This is a genomic window from Stieleria maiorica, from assembly GCF_008035925.1.
GTDB lineage: Bacteria > Planctomycetota > Planctomycetia > Pirellulales > Pirellulaceae > Stieleria > Stieleria maiorica.
The window spans coordinates 9,516,857-9,539,916 of the sequence record NZ_CP036264.1 but is presented as its reverse complement, the minus strand read 5'-3'; the positions used below and the strand labels follow the sequence as shown (position 1 = coordinate 9,539,916).

The 23,060-nt window shown below is 57.5% G+C and carries 19 protein-coding genes; 8 read left to right on the top strand and 11 right to left on the bottom strand.

Translation table 11 applies throughout. From position 1 onward, the window contains the following. Position 1 precedes the first annotated feature (1 nt). The 3 genes from Mal15_RS32635 to Mal15_RS32625 all read left to right on the top strand — a co-directional run bounded on the left by Mal15_RS32635 (position 2) and on the right by Mal15_RS32625 (position 2,860). On the top strand, positions 2–454 hold the full coding sequence (locus Mal15_RS32635) for a MarR family winged helix-turn-helix transcriptional regulator (protein ID WP_147871557.1): 453 nt from the start codon (positions 2–4) through the stop codon (positions 452–454). A 3-nt stretch (positions 455–457) separates the two neighbouring features. Next, entirely contained in the window at positions 458–1,855 is a 1,398-nt protein-coding gene (locus tag Mal15_RS32630; protein ID WP_147871556.1) for an alkyl/aryl-sulfatase, read from the top strand. A 78-nt stretch (positions 1,856–1,933) separates the two neighbouring features. Next, the gene (locus Mal15_RS32625) at positions 1,934–2,860 is read left to right on the top strand and encodes a family 16 glycosylhydrolase (protein ID WP_147871555.1); all 927 of its coding nucleotides are present in this window, start codon (positions 1,934–1,936) and stop codon (positions 2,858–2,860) included. 525 nt (positions 2,861–3,385) lie between these two features. Here the strand turns inward: Mal15_RS32625 and Mal15_RS32615 are convergent. Then, positions 3,386–3,994 (bottom strand): RNA polymerase sigma factor, encoded by a 609-nt coding sequence (locus Mal15_RS32615; protein ID WP_147871554.1) that lies wholly within the window; start codon positions 3,992–3,994, stop codon positions 3,386–3,388. 141 nt (positions 3,995–4,135) lie between these two features. Here Mal15_RS32615 and Mal15_RS32610 point away from each other — a divergent pair, with 141 nt between their 5' ends. Further along, complete coding sequence (locus Mal15_RS32610) at positions 4,136–7,495, top strand: serine/threonine-protein kinase (RefSeq protein WP_167547186.1); 3,360 nt, start codon at positions 4,136–4,138, stop codon at positions 7,493–7,495. Between the two features lie 90 nt (positions 7,496–7,585). Next, on the top strand, positions 7,586–8,572 hold the full coding sequence (locus Mal15_RS32605) for a hypothetical protein (RefSeq protein WP_147871552.1): 987 nt from the start codon (positions 7,586–7,588) through the stop codon (positions 8,570–8,572). 206 nt (positions 8,573–8,778) lie between these two features. Here Mal15_RS32605 and Mal15_RS32600 read toward each other — a convergent pair whose 3' ends face one another. Further along, positions 8,779–9,189: an Hsp20/alpha crystallin family protein gene (locus Mal15_RS32600; protein WP_147871551.1), complete on the bottom strand. Its 411-nt coding sequence runs from the start codon at positions 9,187–9,189 to the stop codon at positions 8,779–8,781. 102 nt (positions 9,190–9,291) lie between these two features. After that, on the bottom strand, positions 9,292–9,732 hold the full coding sequence (locus tag Mal15_RS32595) for an Hsp20/alpha crystallin family protein (RefSeq protein ID WP_147871550.1): 441 nt from the start codon (positions 9,730–9,732) through the stop codon (positions 9,292–9,294). A gap of 557 nt (positions 9,733–10,289) precedes the next feature. On the opposite strand from Mal15_RS32595, the gene Mal15_RS32590 reads away from it, so the two are divergent. After that, positions 10,290–10,961: a haloacid dehalogenase type II gene (locus Mal15_RS32590; RefSeq protein ID WP_233903170.1), complete on the top strand. Its 672-nt coding sequence runs from the start codon at positions 10,290–10,292 to the stop codon at positions 10,959–10,961. A 251-nt stretch (positions 10,962–11,212) separates the two neighbouring features. Here the strand turns inward: Mal15_RS32590 and Mal15_RS32585 are convergent, their stop codons facing one another. The 6 genes from Mal15_RS32585 to Mal15_RS32560 all read right to left on the bottom strand — a co-directional run bounded on the left by Mal15_RS32585 (position 11,213) and on the right by Mal15_RS32560 (position 20,155). Further along, positions 11,213–12,964: a sulfatase-like hydrolase/transferase gene (locus Mal15_RS32585; protein ID WP_147871548.1), complete on the bottom strand. Its 1,752-nt coding sequence runs from the start codon at positions 12,962–12,964 to the stop codon at positions 11,213–11,215. Then, positions 12,961–15,252 carry a sulfatase-like hydrolase/transferase gene (locus tag Mal15_RS32580; protein ID WP_147871547.1) on the bottom strand — a complete coding sequence of 764 codons (2,292 nt, stop codon included), beginning with the start codon at positions 15,250–15,252 and terminating at the stop codon, positions 12,961–12,963. Before Mal15_RS32580 ends, Mal15_RS32585 begins: the two co-directional genes overlap by 4 nt. Positions 15,253–15,375: 123 nt before the next feature. Then, positions 15,376–16,809, bottom strand: a complete 1,434-nt coding sequence (locus Mal15_RS32575; protein ID WP_233903169.1) for a sulfatase-like hydrolase/transferase — start codon at positions 16,807–16,809, stop codon at positions 15,376–15,378. Position 16,810: 1 nt separating this feature from the next. Further along, entirely contained in the window at positions 16,811–17,947 is a 1,137-nt protein-coding gene (locus Mal15_RS32570; RefSeq protein ID WP_147871545.1) for a glycoside hydrolase family protein, read from the bottom strand. Positions 17,948–18,032: 85 nt separating this feature from the next. Next, entirely contained in the window at positions 18,033–19,595 is a 1,563-nt protein-coding gene (locus Mal15_RS32565; RefSeq protein WP_147871544.1) for a LamG-like jellyroll fold domain-containing protein, read from the bottom strand. Continuing rightward, a complete protein-coding gene (locus tag Mal15_RS32560) occupies positions 19,592–20,155 on the bottom strand; it encodes a sigma-70 family RNA polymerase sigma factor (protein ID WP_147871543.1) in 564 nt (187 codons plus the stop codon). Before Mal15_RS32560 ends, Mal15_RS32565 begins: the two co-directional genes overlap by 4 nt. Before the next feature lie 134 nt (positions 20,156–20,289). Between Mal15_RS32560 and Mal15_RS32555 the strand changes: the two genes are divergently transcribed. Next, positions 20,290–20,514 (top strand): hypothetical protein, encoded by a 225-nt coding sequence (locus Mal15_RS32555; RefSeq protein ID WP_147871542.1) that lies wholly within the window; start codon positions 20,290–20,292, stop codon positions 20,512–20,514. A gap of 428 nt (positions 20,515–20,942) precedes the next feature. Continuing rightward, positions 20,943–21,242, top strand: a complete 300-nt coding sequence (locus Mal15_RS32550) for an MTH1187 family thiamine-binding protein (protein ID WP_147871541.1) — start codon at positions 20,943–20,945, stop codon at positions 21,240–21,242. 58 nt (positions 21,243–21,300) lie between these two features. Here Mal15_RS32550 and Mal15_RS32545 read toward each other — a convergent pair whose 3' ends face one another. After that, positions 21,301–21,960 (bottom strand): hypothetical protein, encoded by a 660-nt coding sequence (locus Mal15_RS32545; RefSeq protein WP_147871540.1) that lies wholly within the window; start codon positions 21,958–21,960, stop codon positions 21,301–21,303. A 5-nt stretch (positions 21,961–21,965) separates the two neighbouring features. Next, on the bottom strand, positions 21,966–22,997 hold the full coding sequence (locus Mal15_RS32540; RefSeq protein ID WP_147871539.1) for a DUF1186 domain-containing protein: 1,032 nt from the start codon (positions 22,995–22,997) through the stop codon (positions 21,966–21,968). Between the last annotated feature and the right edge of the window lie 63 nt (positions 22,998–23,060).

Sequence of the window (23,060 nt, the reverse complement as noted above, 5' to 3'; positions counted from 1 at the left end):
CATGCAATTCGGCTCGGAGTCCTCGCCTGGGTTCGCAATCGGGCGTGTCGCTTATCTGATCCGCACCGGAATGACAGCGGTGCTGAAGGCGGCCGGATGGCCGTTCTCGCCGGAGGAAACTCAGACGCTGATCTCGTTGCTGGATGCCGGGCGACCGCTCAGCATGAACGAGTTGGCGTCGCTGATGATTCGCGACCCGACGACCGTCAAGCGGCAACTGGATCGGCTGGTTGAACATCAATTCGTCCAGCGAAACGCATCCAGCAAAGACGCTCGCATCGTGATGATCAGCTTGACTCGCCGAGGCGAACAGCAGCTGCAAAAGGTCCTCCCCTTACTCGACGACCTCCGCAAAGTCGCATTGAAGGGGATTTCAAAGTCGCAGCTGGACGTGACGCAACATGTTCTGCGGGAGATGCAGAAGAACCTCTCGAACCACCTCTCAAAGGATTAAGCCATGAACACGACGATCGTATCTCTCTTCACCGCACGTTCCTGTATCGTCGGTCTGACGTGCGTTTTCGCGTTAACCGCGGGAGTTGCCCGTGGGCAGACACAGGTCGAACCCGACACCGCGCTGAGGATGCTCAATGCACAGCAACAACAATTCCAGCGAGGTGTTGTCAAAGTGTCCGACAACGTCTTCACCGCCGTCGGATTTCACGGCGCGAACACCTCGATGATCGTCGGCACCGATGGCGTGATCATCGTCGACACGCTCTTCGGTCCGGCCAGTGCGTCGAATGCGGCCGAGGCGTTTCGGCAATACAGCGACAAACCGGTCAAGGCGATCATCTATACCCACAGTCACGGCGATCACATCGGTGGAGCCAGTGCGTTTCTGAGTGATGAGCAACCGGACATCTATGCGACGGAAACCTTTGGTTCCGCCGAAGGTGTCAACAAGGCCGTGGATCCGGTCAAGCAAAAACGAAACGTCCGCCAGTTCGGTCGAAAACTCTCTGCGGCCGAAAGCACCAATCGTGGCGTTGCACCGGCCGGGACCGACGATAGCGACCGCGGCAAAGGGTTTCTTCCACCGACCATCACGGTCCCGGCCGGCGGATTGAAAACAACGATCGCAGGCGTCGAACTGGAGTTGCACCTCGCCCCCGGTGAGACCGACGACGCGTTGTTCGTCTGGCTGCCCAAAGAAAAGGTGCTGCTGGCAGGCGACAATTTCTACAGCTCCTTTCCCAACCTGTATGCGATTCGCGGCACCGCCTATCGCGACGTGCTGGATTGGTCCGAAAGCGTTGCGAAGATGGCCGCTTTGAAACCACATGCCGTGGTTCCTGGCCATACCATGCCCATCCGAGGCCAAGAAGCCGCCACCACCGCACTGAAAGACTATAGCGAAGCGATTCGCAGCGTGTACGACCAAACCGTCCGTGGCATCAACGCCGGAAAAGGCCCCGACCAGCTCGCCCACGAAGTCAAGCTGCCAGAGCACTTGAAAGACAATCCCTATTTGATCCAGTTTTATGGCACGGTGCCACACGCAGTGCGCGCCATCTACTGCGGATTGCTGGGTTGGTATGACGGCAATCCGACGACCTTGAATCCACTTGAGCCGCGGACGAAAGCGAAAAAGATGGCCGAATTGGCCGGCGGGACGCAAGCCCTGACCAAACAAATGGAAGCCGCCTTGGCAACACAGGACTACCAATGGGCGCTGGAGCTGGCCGACCACGTCAAATGGTTGCCCGATGCCGACAGACAACTCGCCCGAAAAGTCAAGGTCGCAGCGCTACGGGGACTGGCGGCTCGTGAGTACAATGCCCCCAACCGCAACTACTACCTCAGCTACGCCAACGAACTCGAAACCGGCCAGCTAAGCGAACTGTGGTTCTAGCAGTGTAGAAACGCTGTCTCAGCTGTTCCCCACCAGCCGTCCCGGCTGGCCCCTTGCCCTGCACAAGGTGAGCACTCCATGTTCAAGCAAGCACTCTTCGTTTCCCTCGCGCTGACCATCTCGCTTGCCGGCTGCAGCCAAACGCGATTACGCGCGCAGACCGCCAGGAACAACGTCCCGCTGTCGGCCACCGACGCGGACCAATGGAGAATTCGCTGGGACCGTTCCGATGACTTCAACGGCAATGAAGTGGACTGGAAAAAGTGGAACAAGTCGCCTGAGAACTTCGGTGCCTGGGTCTGGGACAACGAAAACAACGTCGCCGTCTCGGGCGGCGTTCTTCAAATCACGATGCGGCGACTGCCGACTCCGGTCGCGAAAGGCGGCAGGCCCCCGACGCCCTACACCTCCGGCATGTTGAAGTCTCACGTAACGGGATCCTATGGCTACTACGAGGCCAGGCTCAAGGGGGCGCCACTGTTCCCGGGCGTCTGCCCGTCGTTTTGGCTGTACAGCAAGATCGACGATTCGATCGTCACGGCTGGACAGACCCGGTACAGCGAAGTCGACATCGTCGAACTGACGCAGCGCGGCGATCGCGTCGCAGGCAACGAGCGGATCGCGGACTGCAACTTGCACGCGATCCTTGCCAACGGCAAACCGGGAATGCCGGGACGCGAGTGGCATCGGCCCAACGACGAACGTTTTAAGGCCGAGCAAGCGAACGAGTCGCGACTTCCCTTTGATCCCCGCGACGACTTCCATACGTATGGCTGCGAGGTCACGCCGGAGACGATCACCTGGTACATCGACGGCAAACCGATCGGTCAAAAACAGAACCGATACTGGCACCGCGAAATGAACGTCGCACTTTCACTCGGACTCCGCCCACCCTATTCGACCTACACCGTCAAAGGGTTTGTACCCTCGGACGTTGAAGGCAACGACGAATTCCCCACCACCATGAAAGTCGATTACGTCCGCGTCTGGGATCGAGTGAAGTAGCCAGTGTAGAACCGCTGTCTCAGCTGTTTCCCCCTGGCAGCGCAGCTGACAGATGACACACGCGCCGCCAGCTCGGCAGGCGACCCTAGCTCTACTTAGCGCGGCGATGGATCGGCTGTCGTCTCAACCACCCAAGTATTTCGAAACCTCACTTTCGAACCATGCTCCTGCAGCACGATGGGCGAAGTCACGCGCACGCGGACCGAATCGCCGCGTCGGTTAAATTGACAGGAATGCCGAACCGTCTCCGGAACCGCATCGACCGATACAGCGATCGCCATCGTGCCTTGGAGCTCTCCGCCTGGACGCCACGTTGTTTTCCTATTCCATCGACTATCATGAGCCCGTCCTCCAATCTACCGTCGCGGTCGAGAAGGCTCGCGACGGTGTGACCAATCATTTTTTCGAATGAAAGCAGGTCAGTGCAATCGGCGTGCCAAACTGGCGCCGTGAATCGCGGCATGTCGACTGCTTGACACGCGCCCGACCCAGTTCAACGTTCATGCCGGAACTGGACCTGATCGGTCACGCGAGATCACCGAGCTGTTTGCGAAGCCGCTGCAGCGTTCGGCTTTTGGCCTTTCGTACGGCTGTCGGCGAGAGTCCCAGCGACTCGGCCACTTCGGCGGTCGACTCGCCGTAGATGGTTGTGCGGATAAACGCTTGCCACGTCGTCGGTTCCACGCGCGACTCGATTTGCCGCATCGCCCGGGTCAGCAATGCGGTCGTGTCATCGGGCGAATCGGGCGGTGTTTCGGTGAGTTCACGGTCGTTGATTGCGTCGTGAAGTTCGGCGAATCGGGCATTCGCGGTGCTGCCACCACGGGCATCCGGTAGTGGTTTGCGGAACGACCTCAGGACTGCATTTCGCGTGATTCGCCACAGCCATCCGCGGAACGTCGCACCTTCGACGGTCAAATCAAATTCGCCGATGGATCGGTGCACAGCGAGGAAGACCTCCTGGCAAATGTCCTCTGCGGCCGCCGAATCGAGTCCGGTCCGCCCCGCCCAGCTCTTCACGAGCGGACCGTACAATTCAACCAGGTCTTGCCAAGCATCCGCGGAATCTCGCTGCAGCCGCAGGGCAAGGCTAAGGTCCGATGAGTCGTTCGGCGATTCCGCAAGCGTCGTCATACGTCGAGTTTACATGAAAACTGGGAAGCACGGTCTGCGAGGTGTCACAGCGGCGCATTGAACCTGGTGAATCGATCGATGAACTGCCTGCCGCTCATCAGGACTCCGATCGGCAGCAATCCGCGTGCCACCATGACTGCTATGACCACCACCGCAACTACAACGTGCCCCCCGGTCGAAACGCTTCGTCGTTACTGCCTCGGGGAGTATTCGGATGCCGATGGGGACCGAATCGAGAAACATCTTTCGGAATGTGCCGCATGTGAAGCAGCTCTTTCTGAATTGGATGAGACCAACGACTCGCTCGTTCGCCATTTGCCGCTGACGGGACATTCAGATCAACAGGGCGAATCCGGGTGGCTGCAACGACTGATGGCCTTTCCGCCAGATGACTCTGCGCCAACAACGACGAATGACGATATCGTCGATGAATGCCAAAACGAAAACAGCTTCGATGCCTACGAACTATCCGGCATTTTGGGCCAAGGAGGCATGGGCGTTGTTTATGCCGCACGGCATCGGCAGCTCGGTCGACCGGTCGCAATCAAAGTTGTCAATCCGAGACTGGTTGCGGCGAAAGAGGCTCAGCGGCGCTTTGACCGCGAGATTCAAGTGCTGGGAACGCTGAACCACCCGGGCATCGTGTCGGCAACCGACGCGGGCCGGATCGCGGGAGCGGCATACTTGGTCATGGAACGAATCGAGGGCGCCGATTTGGCGTCGATCGTTCGAAAGCAAGGGCCCCTATCGATCTCGGAAGCCTGTGAGATCGCTCGGCAGATCGCATTAGCGCTCGCATCGGCTCATGATGCCGGCGCGGTCCATCGCGATGTCAAACCATCCAACGTGATGCTTGATCAATCAGGACGAGTCAAGCTACTGGACTTTGGGCTCGCACATTTGGCCGAATCCGCGGGCAGCCACGAAGAAACTTCGCTGGGCCGACTACTGGGCACACTCGACTACATGTCACCGGAACAGGCTGGCGGCGAACAAGTTGGTCGTGCTGCGGATTTGTATGGACTCGGCGCAACGCTGTTCTTTCTGCTGAGCGGCCGGCCGCCAAAGGTTGCGGATCGCAGCCAAACTCTGCTTCGCCAATTGAAGGCGCTGACCGAAGACGCGGCGCCGAGGTTGAACGATGTTCGCGGCGACATTCCCGCGGAATTGAACGATTTAGTCGCAGCGCTGCTTGATCGCGATCCGGGGAAACGACCGGCCAGTGCGGCTCAAGTCGCCACCGAACTGAAAACATGGGCCGAGAGCGCAAGCGAATCGCTCTCCCAACTTGCCAGTTCCGTCGAGTCGCAAAAGCCGCTAATGACCGACGGTGCGGAAGTCGCTCGATCACTTTCCTCATTGCTCGGCCGCGACGCATCCCAGCGCACGTTGGCTGTAGCGTCGGACAGCGGCGGACATCACCGCGTGGGGTGGCTCATCGCGACGATGTTGATCGCCTTTGCCGTACTGATCTACTTCGGGATCATCGTTTTGATTCGGACCGACCAGGGCACCATTCGAATCGAATCCGAAGTCGCCGGAGTGACCGTGGAATTGCTCGACGAAGACGCTCAAGTCGAGCGACCGCGGATCGAGAGACAAGCTGGCCAAACGAAGGTGGAAGCTGGCAAATACCATCCGGATTCGTTGCTGGCTATCTTGCAACGATACAACGACGAAACGCGACAGGAGCGTCAGGAAAAGTTTACTCCTCCGATTGATGATCTGTCGTTGGAAGAGCTGATGGCAGCATTCAAGTCGGCGGCAAGGATGCATCGGAACAATGGCGAACACGCGATCGCCGATGCATTGGAAGATACCGTGACATCGAAACGACTGGCCGATTCCCTGGAGTTCGGTGGAGTGATGGGAGCGTCACAAAGGTCGCAAAGTGATGGCGAAGTGGTTTTTCGTCAAATCCTTCCCGGTCTGAATATCGAAACGGGGCCGAACAGCGCCAAGCTTGTGGTCCTTTCGCAAGCCGAACTCCGTTGGAGTCGCGATGGCTGGTCGTCGCCGGACTGGGGAGAGATCCATCCGCCGATCGACGGAACGTGGAAGCTGCATTCGGTCAAAGCCGACGGAGCGGATCTCGATGATGCCGCCTTCGAACGATTTTGCGAACAACACCCGGCATGGATGACCATCAGGATTTCGAATGAAGACGAATTGACCTTGGACGCAGAATCATCTCCTCAGCCATTCAAACTGAGACTGAGCTACCAAGACCTTTCACGATTTCAGATGGTCCGAGATGGGAAGAGTGCCTATCAGGGTCTCTTTATGGGCAACGGATTCATTGATGACACCGAACTGCGTTTGACATTGGACCTCAGTGGTGGTCCACCGCCACAGAACTATCGAACAGAAGGCACCGATGCCATCACGCTGGACTATCGCCGAGCAAAAGAGTCGATTGATTCGAAAGCGAGCAACCATCCGCAGTATCCGCCGTCACCGGAGTTTCCTCCCGTCAAGATTTCTATATTCGACGAAGATGGCGTTCCAGCGGCCGGCGCCAAAGTTGCGATGCGTTTTCGAAATCCCGCAAACGGAGCAGCCGAGATCGATGCGGAACACGTCACCGGCGCTGACGGAGTGGCCGTTGATCGGATTCTGCCCTACGGCAAATACTACGCCATCGTTAAAACGAGTGATGGTTGGTACATGAGCATTCGCGAACTGCCGGTCGAGTTTGGAAAAGGGATTCGCCTAAAGGTCATCGTGCCCTCTCCTCAGCATCGGGCAACGTTGAAGCTGGCCGCTGCGACAGGCCTTCACCAAATCGAAGGTTTGAAGAAACTCCCAATGGGCGATCTTCGCGATTACTTTACCAAAAGGAACTCGAGCTTTTCACCCATCACCACGCCGGAACCCAGCGACGATCTTGGGCGTTTCTCGACCTTTCCGACGCTTGGAAACGGCGTTGATCAACTGGCAGTGGCCATCCGATTTGACGTCCACCGGATCGTCCCGCAGCCTGCCGACAGCCCGCCAGAAGTCGACGGCGAGTGGATCTGGCTGCCGGACCATTTGCCGAAATTTCGTAGCTATTTCTTGATCGATGGCAAGGCCTCTCCGAAGCTGTCCGTCAACGTTTTTCATCGTCGTCCGGCCAAGGACGGGAAATTCTTTCGTGACTTGGGGTCGTCGATGCAAATCGGCTACATTCAATACGAGTTTGCAGACCCCATTCCGCTGCCAACCACCATTGACATTCCTGCCGGACTGGTCACCGTGCATTTGACGGGGATCTATGGTCGGGCCACGGCGGAGGTCGCAAGGTCGCTCGGCATCCAACCACCGAGCGACGACCAGCCGCGGATCTGGTTGTCGGAAAACGTCAAAGCCGATTCTGAATGGGTGCAGATGATCCCCGGGACAAAAGATTGGTTTTACCGCAAACCCGAACGCACCCACCATCATCATTTGTTGCGGGTCGAAAATGCGCTGACTGCCGACGAGACGATGGTGGTCGCACTTCATCCGGCGACTGATTGATCTGTGTTCGCGACGTCATTGACGCCGACTGAAACCTGTTCCAGGATGCCATCGCAAACTCATTTTCATCCTGAATCTCACGACCGAATCATGACCTGGTTTAAACAGCTTACCGGCATCGATGAAGAATCGCCTCAGCAAGTTCGCGAGCAGCTGTCGATCGACGGCGACAGCTTCGTTTGCCCCGACGGAAAACGAGTGGCATTCGGCCGCCTGGAAACCCCGAAACTCTCACTGCTTCGGCAAGCGGTTGCGAATCTGGAGATCCAACCACGTCCTTCGACACTCCGCGAGGTCGTCGGCGATGTCCGAGCCCTGCATGCCGATCCGGCCAATGCGAACGCCCTGTTCCAAGTCGCCTCGCAATTCAACCTGCTGGAAATGACCGGTCCGGCCGTCACGCCTGAACGCGGCGTTGGCATCTACGAGCATGACCACACGCAAGGGCCGACCTGTGCGATCGCGTGTGGAGCCGGGACGATCTACCGAAATTATTTCGCCGACGTCGATGGTCAGATCGGACAAACGGCCGACAAGCAACTCGACTGCGTCGTGGATCTCGGAACCGCACTCGGTAACACCAATGGTCGTCTATGGTCCATGCACAACGGCTACCTGTTTCCGACCGATGCCGGAATCAACGAAATCTCGACGAAACTACAGCAGATGACCGAAGACGAACTCGATCGGCTTCGCGGCGAGCTTCGCATCGGTTTGCAACATGACGCCGAAGTCACGCTTGACGGAGCCGACCACCGAGTCTCACAAGCCTATTGTTCGGCGCTGCCGGTCGCTTACGGCCGGCAACCCGAAGATCAATGGACCGACTTCGCCCGGCTGGTGCTCGATGCCGCTTACGAAGCCACGTTCGCCGCGGCGGTCCTCCACGCGGATCGCACCGGCGTCAACACGGTCTTCCTGACCTTGCTCGGTGGCGGCGTCTTCGGCAACCGCGACCGCTGGATCATCGACGCGATCGAGAGAGCCTTCAAGATCCATGCCGACTTCGGTCTCGATGTGCGGATCGTCTCCTACGGCAGATCGAAGCCCGCCGTCGCCCAGCTTGTTTCGCCCTAAAGAGCTGTTGCGTTGGGGATGGGGGTCAGGCGGAGTCGAATGAGCCCACGGATGGCAGCGCGAACCCACGGATAGATTGCGATCGGGGATCCGTGGGTTTGCGCTGCCATCCGTGGCTACTGACGGCCCATGTGATTCTGGCCGATCAGGGAATCCGATCCGGTCGGGCGTCCGCCGCCGCGACCGAATCGTCATAGCCAACGATCTCAGTTGGCTGTCACTTTGATGCGGCGAGGCTTGGCTTGCTCGGACTTCGGCAGGTGAAGCGTCAACACGCCATCGTGCAATTCAGCGTTGATGCGTTCGCTGTCGATCGCTTCTCCGATCGTGAACGTCCGGTGGAAGTCTCCGACGCCGTATTCGCTATACAGCATTCGATCGTCGTCGTGACGGTTGCAGACCTTTCCGTGAATCGTCAGTTGCCGATTCTCAAACGCGATGTCCAGGCTGTCAGGATCGACGCCGGGCAGGTCGCCGTAGAGGACCAACTCGTCGTCGCCCTCCCAAATATCGAATCGAGGGGAGAAGGTCGCTTGGTAGGTCTCTTCGCCGTTTCCGCTGTGGACGGACGGCGAATCGCCATTGCCATTTTTGGGATTGTGTTTGGTTGTTGTCATGGTGGTGCTCATTGTTCACCTCCGTTGTCAAAAATTGTGTTTGATAGGACCCTGCGGAGCGCGACGACGCTGTCGCGTGCTCCGTCAGTTTTCTGGAATGGGTCAGTTCGCTTTGACTTCGATGCGTCGCGGTTTGACGGCTTCGCTCTTGGGCAGCGTGATGTGCAGCACGCCGTTTTTGAACTCGGCCGATACCTTGTCGCCATCGACATCACCGGGCACTTCGATCATGCGACTGAATTTTCCATAGCCGCGTTCTTGGCGATGCCACGTGCCGTCCCCGTGTTCCGGCGGGCGTCGCTCGCCCTTGATCGTCAGCTGATTCCCCGTGACGTAGATTTCCAACTCATCCATATTGAAGCCGGGCAGTTCGGCTTCGGCGTACAGATTGTCGTCGTCTTCCCAGACGTTCAGTGCCGGATACGATCCGGCGGCAAACGGACGTCCCATCTCGTTGCCCGTTCCGCGGCGACCGAAGACCCGATCCATCTCGCGGCTCAGGCGGTTCATTTCGGTCCACGGATCCCATCGAGTTGCCAACATAGCATTACCCTCCTTTTACAAAGGAATAACGAAAGGTTGATCGTTCGAATCAGACGGAATTGCTGGCGGCGGAGCGGTGGATGCCACTTTTTGCCAGCCTCCCGCTTTCGGTCCTCTGACCGGCCCAGCCAACTTGGCAGGCCGTCGTGACACCGGTCCGAAAATGCAACGGGCGTGCCAAATTCTGACTTTTTTGTCCCAAAAAAAAGTGCGGACCAATCCCGCCGAAAGCCATCAAGGAAGTGACGCTCCTTTTTCTTGCTGTCCCAATTTGACCGATTGGCGCAAACTGGTGGGAGGGACATGCAACTGCGTTAGGCTGTTGAAATCAACCGGACAACGCGTGACGCACGCAAATCGAATCAGTCTATTCAGCGCGAAAGCAACCGCGCCGAGAAAAGGAACCGACCAAGATGAAAACTCTGCCGTCAACACTTCTATTGGCTCTATCGATTTTGACTTTTCCTGCACTCCCGGTGAACGCCCAGAAAGCCACTTCAAACCAGCCTGATCGTCACGGCAAGGCGGATTCAAATGATTCCTTGCCACGACCGAAGGTGATTATCTTCGATGTTAACGAGACGCTCCTCAGTCTTGATCCGCTGAAGGAGTCGGTGGGAAAGGTGCTCGGCGATCGTGAAGATCTGCTGCCCCTCTGGTTCTCGACGATGTTACACTATTCGTTGGTGGAGACGCTGAGCGGTGAGTACCACAGCTTTGGCGAGATCGGAACGGCAGCATTGATGATGGTCGCCGAGACGAGAGGCATCGAACTTACTTACGACGAGGCGAAGCAAGCAATCGTCACCCCGCTGCGATCGCTTCCTCCACACGGCGATGTTGCCGCCGGACTCCGAATGCTCAAACAAGACGGCTACAGGATCGTCAGTTTGACGAATTCGTCGTCTCTCGGTGTCGCAACGCAATTCCAGAACGCTGGTTTGTCCGACTTGTTTGAGAAAAGCTATAGCGTGGACGCGGTCAAAAAGTTCAAGCCCCACCCGGCACCGTACCGCAGCGTCTTGAGTGACCTGGGCGTCCCGCCGGAAGAGGTTCTGATGGTGGCCGCCCACGCCTGGGACCTCGCCGGTGCAAAAAATGTCGGGTTGCAAACGGCCTTTGTCCGACGCCCTGGCAAAGCACTCTATCCGAACGTGTCGGAACCCGATTACGTTGTTAAAGACCTGCTGGAACTCACCAAGGTCTTGCGGCAGAACGTGACTGAGTGATGAGTGATGTCAGCGGCGCACCTGCTTGGCATCCATGGGCCTTGACCGATGATTTTCCGCCCAATGAGTCGAACGCGCTAGTGCCGGGCTTTCGTAGTGCGGCTAGCGCCGTCGGTCCACCGCATGATCGTGAACCGTTGGCGCTAGCCTCGGGCCTTACATGGTTACGGTTGGGTTGACGGGCCCGCGGCTAGCGCCGTCGGCTCATGTGGTCGATGACGTTTCGCACGAGCTGCCGGTGGCACCGTGATTCACTTGGATTGATAACTCTGCTCGCTGTCGGCGGTGTAGCGGAGCACGCTTGGGACGCCGGTCCCGCGAGCCTCGGTGAGTTTCTCTTTCCACGCGACTTTTAAACGCTGTAGCGCCGCGGCGTGCTCCGGGGCGTTAATCAGATTCTGCAACTCATCGGGATCAGAATGAATGTCATACAATTCTTCGTACACCGGCCGTTCGCCCTCCAGGGACGCCTCGACGTAGTAGCGATAGACGGCGATGCCATCATCGTGCACGCCGTATAGCATCTCGTTTTGCGGGATGCCAAGTTCTTTTGCCACGCGAATCTTCCAAGCCGCCGGAAAGTTTTCGTTCCTGTAGTAGCGGATGTACTTCCAACGTTTGTCCTGCACCGCTTCGATTCGCGGGTTGCCGAAATGCGTGGACCAAAGGTTTTCCGTGAAAATGTATTCGTGTACGGGATGCTGATCGCCTTGGATCAGACCGCGGAGACTCTTGCCTTGAAAGGATTCGGGCGTGTCGATTCCGGCAAAGTCCAGCATCGTGGGTGCGATGTCGATCGACTGCACGAGTTGATCGCTGCGTCCGCCCCTCGCATCCTCGGGGGCCGCCGGGTGGTAGACGATCAGGGGGACGTGCGTCGTTTGTTCGTAACAGAACGCTTTGCCGCCGAGTCCCTGTTGTCCCGAATAGAGGCCGTGATCAGAGGTGAAGATGATCACGGTGTTGTCGTCCAAACCCTCGTCGACCAGTTTTTCGCGAACTTGACCGACCATGCGGTCGATGCCGGTCATCGCCTGCATCTGACGAGTGATACGCTCACGTGCCGTCTGTGGAGTGTCCACCCAGTTGTAGCCCGCCTGTCGGTTTTCGACCTTCAAAACATCTGGCGGCAGCTTGGGACGCTTGATGTCGGCTTTGGCCACGTAGTTCGCTGGCAAGGGAACTTCGATATCTCGGTACAACGTCTTATAAATCTGATCGTCGCTATCTCGCATCTGCATCGTACTGGTCCCCGCACCATGGGGCAGATTCAAGCACACGCTTAAACAGAACGGTCGATCGTCGGGGCGCGAATCAAGAAAACGCAATACTCCTTCCAGTCGATGGTCGTTGGACAAAAAGTCGACGATGCTTTCACCGACGATCTCCACCTGCGTGTCGTGCTTGGCCGACTGAAAGATCTCGTGGTGGTCTTTGGGGTAAAACCGAATGTGACCGTGCCCCGCATAGAAATAATCGAACGACTTTTCCATCAAACCACTGGTGTACCCACCCTTGCCGAGCGGTGCGTGGTTCTTGCCCACGTATCCGGTGTAGTATCCGGCATCGCGCATGATGACCGGATACGACTTCGCCCATGCCTCCGGCGCGACGCTCGTTCCGGAGTTGAAGTTGACGCCATGCTTTCGTTCGAATTGGCTGAGCAAAATCGAAATTCGGCTGGGCGTACAGATGGCACTGGTGATGTACGCCCGGTCGAAGAAAACGCCTTCACGCGCGAGTCGGTCCAGATTGGGTGTCTGCGTCACTTCGTTTCCATCACAGCCCATCATGCCGTACGATTGATCGTCGGTCAGAATGAAAATGAAGTTGGGCCGCTGGGCGAACGAATGGGGCGTGAACCACAGACAGACGCAGACAAACACCGCCAGAGACGGAATCGAAATCCGGATTCGACAGGTTCTCGGCAGTGGTGCGATGACGTTGTGAGCGAGCGACACGTTTCCATTCCAGTTGGGCGTTTTTGAAATTAATGAGGTCATTCGTGTGCATCGGTGCCTTCAAGTGTCCGGACGACCAGGTTGTCGAAATCGATGGACTGGCCGTTGACGGTGAATCCGAATTTCGTCTTTGTCGGATGGGCAATGCCGGGCGACTTCAGGCTGATCACCAGCTCGTCATTCAGAAACGCCTTCATGACGTCGCCGCGAATGCGGACCCGTAGTCGGTGCCACTGATTCGGATTGATCTCAATGGGTGCCTTTATGCGTGTGCGGTCAAGCAACTCCTGCAGCGCCGCGGCCTGTGCTTCCGGCAGGTCTTTGTCGGCACGCTGTTTGCGAACGTCCAGGTTCATGGCGCCGATCTTGTCGTCGCCAATCATCAAGTATTTCGGAAAGACCGAGGCGCGGCAGATGTGGCCGGCGTGCACGGACTTTTCATTGGCGTCATCGATCACCAGATTAATACTCTTGCCGCCGGCGAAACGAAAATCGAATTGAATATCGACATCATCGAAGTCCAACTCGGTGCGGATCACAGCACCGTGATCGTCCTTGGTCTGTTTTCCGATCAGGACGCCTTCGCTGACGCTCCAGGACGACTCGTGCCCACGTGCGGAGGTGTATTGCGGACCGATCGTGACGCGTCCTTCATAATCGTCGTCGAACGCGACTTTCCAGGTCGGGGGCTCTGATCCGCGCGCCGCCAGCGACCGGCCCTTGTCTGTTTGCGTCCTAGCCGGCGGTTCCGACGCGACGTTCGCACCGGGGGCGTTCTTCCCATGTGCTTTTTGCTCAAAATGCGGCAGAATGGCAAGCAATTTTTCTCGCTCGGCGCGATGGTCGGCGGAGACGGCGTCCCAATCCGTGATCTGTGGAAAGCTAATTAGATCCTCGGGTGTGTTTTCGACGTCCCACCACTTGCCGCGTCCGTCACGCATGACTTTGGTGCCGCGGATGATCTGTTCGTTGTCCTTGTATCCGTACAGCCACTCGCGGTGACTCGTCTTGTCGCCGAACAGGAACGGAACAAGACTCTCGCCGTTGATTTCGTAGCCGGAGGGCACTTCGCTGCCAGCGAGCTCGGCGATTGTGGGCAAAAAGTCGGACAGGTTGACCAGCACATCCTGCTCGCCACGTTTCGTCAGGCCGGGCGCCGAAATGATCAATGGGACATGAACGCCTTTCTGACGATCGGTGCTGTTCTTGCCATAGCCGCCCGTTCCGTTGTCCGCACAGAAGATAAAGATCGTGTTGTCGGCAATCCCCAGCTCGTCCAGCTTGTTCTGGTACAGCCATGCCTGATAGTCCAGATAGTTGACATGGTTGTGAATACCCGGCTCGGTCACGGTGCCGTGCGTTTCATAGTCGCCCTCATCGCCCGTGACATCCGGCTCGGTGCGTGTGTACTTCTGTCCGTCCCATCGCACGACCGGCGTCCCCGGCCAACTGCTTTCGGAATCCGGGGCCAGCCAATCGAATGCGTCGTGACCGAGGTGGGGGGTGTGATAGACGAAAAACGGCTGCTCCTTGGCAACCTGCTTTTCCATGAAGTCGAAGATGAAATCGAGCTCCACGTCGGGCCCATAAGTACCGGGACCAAACGTCGCCTTCGATTCAGCCGTGTTCGGCCACCACTGAAAATCCTGGTCGCCGTGGTTCATCAGCCGCACGTGCGGAAACCAGTACCAGCCGTGTTGTTGGTAGGTGTCGACGGCTTTGCCCGTATCCGCGTTCCGCAACACTTTCTCGCCGCTGCTCTTGTCATAGAACAGTTTGAAGTCGGTAAACGGGTTGTCCGTGTCGCTCAGATTCCCGGGCGTGAAGCAGCCCTGGTCAAATCCGAAGCGGTCCAGATCGCCGGCCATTTGTGTCTTGCCCGCCCAGTAGGTTCCGTAGCCGGCTTGCTGGGCAATGTGGCCGATCTGGTGTGGCGAACTCAGATACAACGGCCAGGTCACTTGCTTGCCGCTTTCATCGACATATTTCCCTTTCGACTTATTGCCCCACCATTTGTGCAGGTGCGCGTAGCGTCCGGTCATCATCATCGCGCGACTGGGCGAGCAAACCACCGACGCCCACGCGGTCTTGATCCAGCACCCTTCACCGGCCAACCGATCCAGCACCGGTGTCGACGCGCGGTACTGGGGATCACTGGTGTCGCCGCGAAGCGGAGGGCTCCAGACCGACGATCCGTAGATGGGCAGTTCGCGAGCGCTGATGTCATCGGCAAAGACGAGAACGATGTTCGGCCGCTCGGCCGCGACTGCCGACGCGGCACACAGTGTTGACACCAGGAAGGCGGTGAGGAGAGTTTGATTACAATACATGGTTGGTAGGACGGTATTTAGTTCTTGGTGTTCGATTGCATCCGCTAATCTTGGATCTCAGATTTGGGCTCGATCCAGATGTTGCGAAACAGGTTGGGATTGCCGTGGTGCTGCAAACTCATCTCAATCTTGGCCTCCATTTCGATTCGATCTTTTTGATTTTGGTGGAAGAGCGCGGTTGACAATCTCCGCTCTCGCGTTTTCCTCTTTTGCGACGTTTGCACCGTGGGGATCGAGCCAGAGCGGTCGCATGTTTTGACGGTCCCAATCCCTGATCAGACCTGTCAATCGCTCGACCAGGCCGGGATTCGACTCCGCGAGGTCGTGCCGTTCACCAGGGTCCTGGCTAAGATCAAACAGCAACGACTTTTGCTTGTACTGACTGATCACCAACTTGTCGTCGCCATCGCGAACCGCATAGCCATACCGATCGCCATCCATTGCGTAACGCCAAAACAGAGTTTCATGCGGGCGTGATTCGTTTTCGCCCTTCAAGAAGGGCAACAAATTCACCCCATCGAGCTTGGCCGTGACATCGGAATCGATCTGACAGGCCGCCAGCACGGTTGGGAAAATGTCGAGCGCGGACACGGGTGCCGAATAGCGAACGCCGCCGGGCAATCCATCCGGCCATGAGACACAGAAAGGGACACGGATGCCTCCTTCAAACAACATGCCCTTGTGTCCACGCAGCGGCAAATTGCTGGCGTGCGTGGTTCTGCCGCCGTTGTCGCTGTAGAACACGACCAGCGTATTGCCTTTCAAACCCCGCTGTTCAAGCTTGTTCATCACGCGGCCGATGCCTTCGTCCATGCCCGCCACCATTGCGCCGTAAACGGCCCGGCCGCCATATTCGATGTGATCCACTTTGGACAAGTGATCGGCCGTTGCCTGGTCGGGGGCATGCGGCGCGTTGTAGGCGAGATACATGAAGAATGGAGATTCGCGATGCCGATCGATGAAATCGATGGCTGCGTCCGAAAAGTCATCCGTCAGATAAGTGAGAGACGACGGATCGACGGGTTGCCCGTCTTTCAACACTCCGCCAAGCGGACGCCCTTTTTTGGGCGTCCCCCAATAGCTCATCCCTCCGCCGGTAAACCCGAACCACTCCTCAAATCCCCGTTCGGTAGGCCAGAACGGCTTGGCATCTCCCAGGTGCCACTTGCCGATGGCTACGGTTCGATAGCCGGCGGATTTCATGACATCCGACATCATTGTTTCGCCGACAGGCAATCCGGACGTCGGGTCATCCTCGGACGCACCGGGATTGCACTCGTGGCCGAACCGCTGTTGATAGCGCCCGGTCAAAAGACCTGCGCGACTGGGACTGCAATACGGATGCGAAGCATAGCCGGCTTCCATCACGATGCCTGATTCGGCCAACGCGTCCAGATTGGGAGTGGGAATGTCACACGGTCCGTTGAAACCGACGTCGCCATAGCCCTGATCGTCCGAAACGATCACGATGACGTTGGGGCGGTCGCTGGCCAGCAACAAACCCGCCAAACACAGTTGGGCAGATAAAAGCACCAATGTTTGCAAGATGTTTTGCACTCTATTCATCCTTCGTGACGATCAGCGGAATTTGGAGATTGAACGAATGACGGACGTTGTTTTCATCGATGCGGTCGGCGGCACACATCAACGCGACGGGAACTCCGTCTTCAATGAGGACCTGGGGGCGCTCCAGGTGGTCAAATCTCTCGGTCGTGCCGTCTTCCCACGTGATCGATCGGTCCGACAGTTCATGGTGCTTGGCCGGTTGCCAATCGATGCCGTCGACCGAATCGTAGTGCACCAGTGAAAACAACCGTTTCCCGTTTTCATGCTTGATGCGTTTGACGATCGCGCGGAACTTGCCGTCCTGGTACCAGATGTAAGGATCTTCCGCCGGAAAACGTTCGCCTTCGAACGTAAACACGGGATCGGGCATTTTCTTGAACGGGCCGGTCGGCTTTTCGGCGATCGCCACCATGTGAACGACCGGGCCACCGTTGGGCATGGGGAATTTCTTGCCGACCGCTTTGTAAACCATCAAAATGCTGCCGTCGGGGCGCTGGCAGACCGATGGATTGGACGTCATCAGTGCGTCTGCCGCTTCGTCGTCGTCACTGACATCCAGCACCGGTGTGTCCATGCGTGTCCATGGTCCGGCGGGATCATCGGCGACAGCGACGCCGATGTGTTGGTTGTTGCGGTGTTGCCAGTTCAGCAGCTGTTTACCCGGATGGCCAACGATTTCACCATCACCCGTGTTGCCCATGTGGTACAGGTAATACTTGTCGCCGAACTTGTGCACCGTCGGATTGTGCGTACACCAGCCATCCCAAAACGCTTTGCCACGACGCGGCAGCGCGACGCCGGTGTGTTGGTAGGGTCCGAGCGGATCATCGGCCACCGCATGCGCGATCTCGGAATCCGTCACCCATGCCCAACCGAGACTTTTTGGCCAACGCGAGTACAGCATGTGGTAACGACCATCGTCTCCTTTGACGACGCTGCCGCCCCAAATGCTTTGGGTGTCGCTGACGAAGACGGATTTCTTGGAGACCTTGCCAAACTCGATTTTCAAGTCGGGGGCAGATTGCCCGTTGATCGTCTCGGGCTGGCCCAATTTGGAACGCGTTTCATCGCCCACGGCAGGATACGACAAACAGGCCAGCAGGATCGCGGATCGAACAATCGTCTTCATTAGCTCGTTTAATTGAGGGTGCGTGTTCTGGTGAGATACTTCTGAACGGGAAGTCGCAGAGGAATCGGAGAGCGTGAGAGACGCATCAGTGTCCGAACTTGTAAATCTCTTTGATTTCGTCTTGATCTAACGCCGATTCCAGCATCATCAATTCGTCAATGCGTCCATCCAGGTTTCGAATCGGCTCGCCACCAACGGTACGCGGCTTGAGCCAGTTGCCGATTTCGGCCGTGCCAAATCGCAGCGGCCCAGACTTTGGCAAAACACCGTTGCCGGCCTCTTTGCCGTTGATGTAGTGCTGGATCGTCCTGTTACCCGAGTCGTAGACGGTTGCCAGATGCATCCACCGGCCCAACGACGCGACGTCTTCGACCGGGGAGGACGAGACACGCATCTGCAATCGATCGCGGCGATCTTCCTGGCTAATGCCCAGCTTCAACGCTCCCTCCTTGGCGATCTGCCAGTGCGGTTGCCACGGATCAAACGTATCGGTCAGCAACAGGGCCTGATTGACACCGCGAAGCTCATCCAGTCGCACCCAACACGCCAGGGTCAGTTGTGGGTATTCGCCAGGCACTTTCACACGCACGCGATCGGCAGCATTGTAGAAACCGATCGCCTTCTTCTGCGGCCAGCGTCCGGCCAGCGTTTCACAACCGACAATCGTCGCATGAGCCGTCGCTCGCGACTGGACCGCTAAATTTTCCACCCGCTTGCGATTCGGCTTGTGGTCGCTGGCGTCTTCAAAGGTAAAGTACAAAACCAAGTCCGAACGTCGTGCAAATCGATGACTCCATTGCTTCCATCGTTCGAAACGATCGGCAACCGACCGGTCAATCGCTGCGGCTGAGGGAAATTGATCCGGATCGAGGTCTGTCTCCCGAGTCTGGAACGCCGGACCGATCTCGACGCTTTCGCCTTCGCGCACCGAACGAGCACTGTTTTGTAGCGTTGTCTCCTCGGTCGGGAACAAGTCGACCAAACCATCAAAGACGTACACTTTCGAGACGCCACCGGCATCCGCCGCAATCGCAAACTCGGTCCCTCGATCCACCAGCCGCATCGAATCGGTCGTCACGGTAAAACCTTCGGCTTCCTCTGGAACGCTGGCCCTCATTTTCCCCGCGTGAAGATGAGCCCGTTCAAGCGAAACGAGCTCCACGTCGACCGGGCCTTCCAGATACAGCGTCACGCCATTGTAGATCCCGACCTCTGCCAAACCCGACTCCAACTGCAGTCGACCAGGGTGAAGGAATCGTGGCGCCTGCGATACCCCTTTCCACCTGTCTTCCGACGACTGAACCAGCATCGCAATCGAACCGATCGATGCATCCACTGCGGCGGTGGACATGTCTCGCCTGTTCCAAAGGCCGCCGAATTGAATCGAGACAGCAAGCAGCAGCATGGCGGCAAGCGATGCGATAACGGCCCATCCGATCCATCGACGCTGCCGACCGGCAGTTGCCGGCATCTTCGCGTCGACGCGCACTTGACCGGCGACGTCACGCAGGTTGCAGTCGAGCAGCAATTGATCTGCAAAAGCCTTTCGGAGCGACGGATCGGCGCAAAGCCGGTTATCCAGAGCCGCGACATCGTCTTCGTCCAGGCTGCCGAGCAAATACTGCTGAATCAGCTCTCGATCGTTCATCGCGCGAGCCCTCCTCCGGGTGCACCCGTTTTGACAGTCAGCTCCACGCAATCAGACAACTTTCCGCGGAGTCGACCGAGTTGCTTGTAGAGAGCATTGGCCGACTTGCCGATTCTCGCAGCGATGTCCTGGACCTCGACCCCGTCGCGGTACGCGGCCAGCACGAGTTCTCGCTGCTGTGGCGACAACTTCTGCAGGCAGCCTTGCAGCGCAGTGAGATTGGTTTCGTAGCGTTCGCGGTCGATCGAGTCGATCTCAACGGCCAGCAACTTGATCGCTTCCTCCGACAATACCAGTCGACGTCGCCGCGCGGAATTGATCGCCGAATGGCATTTTAGACGCACGATCACTCTGGCCCAGGGCAGGAAACCGTCCACGTTTTCGAGCTGGTCGATCTTTTCCCACATCGTCACGCCCGCTTCCTGCAACACATCATCGACGGCCATCCAGTCGGTCAGCATCGACCGCGCAACCACACGCAGCACAGGCTCATGCTGCACAAACAGCTGCATAAACTGCCTTTCAGTCAGTGTTTCGCCGGCGGAATCTTTCTCTGTCATGCTCACCAATGCCTCGAAAACCACGCACCTGCCGCACCATTTGACGATTATTCCAGAATAACGCCGATGGTGGTCTCAAGCATTGCGCCTTGTTATTCTTGCCTCTGACCTATGGAACTCGAGGAGGTAGCGGAATGTCGGAGTATCAATGGGTTGAGTTTCGTGCGGTTGACGCTCCGCTTGATGACGCGGCCATCCAAGGACGAAATCGCCCCGCGTATCAGAGAGCTGCCGAAGAATTGTCCGTGCTTGCCAGGGCATGTGGGAAATCGATGGCAATCGCCAAAGTGGAATCCATTCGCGCGAAGTTCCCCACCCGAAACGCATTGAGCAGCGAACTCAAGAAGGCTGGGTTTTAGGATGGGGGGAGGATTGCAAATTGCAAAATGAACATTGCAAATTGGCTATTGAGGACGTTCCGCAACGTGCTTCCTGAGCCGTAATGCGATACTTCGTCCGGAATGGAATCGAATACAAGCACGCAGCGCCGGCAAGTGTGCATGGGCGCAGGTCATTCACCCACTCGCTCTCGCTTCGGGCTTGTATTGATCACAACGGCGCGTTGTCGACTTGCACCGCCGAGTCAAGCAAACCTTCGGACAGATCATCGGCTTGCATTTTTCAGCCCTATTTCGCACTTCTGCAATCGAGTCTGAGACAATTTAAGATTTGCAATGTTCATTTTGCAATTTGCAATGCACCGATCGCTGCCGCCTTTCATGGCGGAAAAGTTTAGGCCTGATAGCCTAAAATCGGATTTTTCCTTGAAATGAGAGAGCCAAGCGAGATGAAAGTCATTGTCGATCTGTGCGTCGTCCCGATGGGCGTCGGTGTTTCGGTCAGCCAATACGTTGCCGAGTGCCAGGACGTCTTGCAGGAAGCCGGGTTAAAGCACCAGCTTCACGCCTACGGCACGAACATCGAGGGCGACTGGGATGAGGTGTTTGCGGCAATCAAGCGGTGCCACGAACGCGTCCACGCGATCGGCGCGCCGCGAATCACCACCAGCATCAAAGTCGGCACCCGCACCGACCGCGAACAATCTATCCAGGAAAAAATCGACAGTGTCACCGAGAGGAAGAACTAGTCTTCTGCCGCAGCTTGCCTTTCGGGTAGTGGACGAGGCGACGAGTCCATTCGTCACGTCAGGCCCAAGCGTCTTCGGTCAACTGGTGGATCGTCCCCAGCAGCGACTCGAGTTGATCGTGAAATGCCGACGATTGCTCTTGGCTGATCACTTCTGCACTTCGCAGCCCGAAGATCGCGCCGCGGGCATAGGCATGGCCGGCCAGGGCACGTTTGAGTTGGCTGATGGCGAGGGCGCGATGGGTGAGAGCACTGAAATCGTCGCTGGTCGCTTGGACAACGCCGCCAAGCATATCCATGCTCGCTCGCGTCAGGATCGAGACAAACGGCGACGTGTCGCGTTCCTCTTTGGCCAGCTTCATGGCCGCCATCAGAAACGACTCCGCTTCGGTCACCGCCGGGTGAGTATCCGATCGCGACGGCTGACTGTCGCGATCGAACGGATGTGACGGCAGGCTTTCAAGCCATGGCTGTTTCTGCGAGACGTCTTCGATCAGCCGCTCATCGCCATCGGCTGCCTCGCGGCTGGGAGGCGAAAAGCCTTCTTCTTGCATCGCCAACTCGAACGCTTCGTTGACCGACATGCCAGACGCCGTCGCTTCGGCGATTCGGCGCGTCATCCGTTCGCTGCGCAAGTCGTTCTTGCGACGCAGACGATCCATCGTTTCGATCTTCCCGAGATCGTCGACAGTTCCGCGATAGTGGATGGTGATTCCCATGATAGTTAGTTGTTCCGGACGGAGGTTCTTCCGCAGCACTTCTTGTATTTCTGTCCGCTGCCGCAGGGGCACTTGTCGTTGCGGCCGACCTTGACGCCCTCGTTGCGAATCGTGGTGCCGTTTCTGGAAACGTAATCGTCCTCGGATTCGCCAAGGGGCACAAACGACTCAAGTGGTTCGTCATCGTAGGGGCCGAATTCGACGTCCCAGTCGCTCTCGATGTCGCCGCCATCCAACCATCCCTCGACGTGGGAGACCAATCCGCTGGGAAAGTGAAGCCCTTCCATCGTCTCGTGAAAAATCGCGTCTCCCTGTGCAATCGTTTCTTTCACTTCGTCGAGGGAATAGAGTTCGTCGTCGATCACACCGGCGGCAAATGCTGCTTCGATCAGGGGCAGCTTTTGTTCGGCTGCCAAATCTTCCAAGCGTGTCACCAGGCCCTCGGCCAATTCGTCTTTGTTTTCAATCGCTTTCTCAAGGTGCCTAGAAAGCCACTCGATAGCCTCTTCCCGAGACCACGCCTCATCGCGAATTCGATACAAGGCTGTATCGCAGGCAGCCCAGCGAACGTAGACGTCCACCGACCGATCGCTGACCAGGTCGTCGATGTCGGACAGCTGATCTCCGGCAAGTGTGGCGATGACACAGCCGAAGTCCTCGGTGATTGCATCCCCGAATAATTTGTAAGACAAGTCGCCTGGCAATGAGATCGCCGCACGAATCGCCGGCCAGGCCTCCACCGCGCGAAACTCCGCCAGCAACAGCGCACCGTAAAAGTGGCCGCAGCAAGGATCAAGCTTTCCCAGCCGGCAATCATGGGTCGCGTCTTCAATTTGACGGATCAGCAGGGGCGTGATCTCTTGCGATCGCTTTCTCGCCTCTTCGATCGCATCGGCAGGAAAGCGGACATCGGGATCGTCCAAGTGATCGAGGATGGATTCAAGGTCACTGTGGGGCATGGCGCTGGTGTTTGGATCTTCCATGGTCATGTCTTGTTGGATGGGAACGACTTCGGTCCGCCGATTGTACCACGTCAAGACTTTCGTCCTCCTACGTCACGCGGCCAGATCACGTCGAAACTCTGTACGAGTTCCGCTATA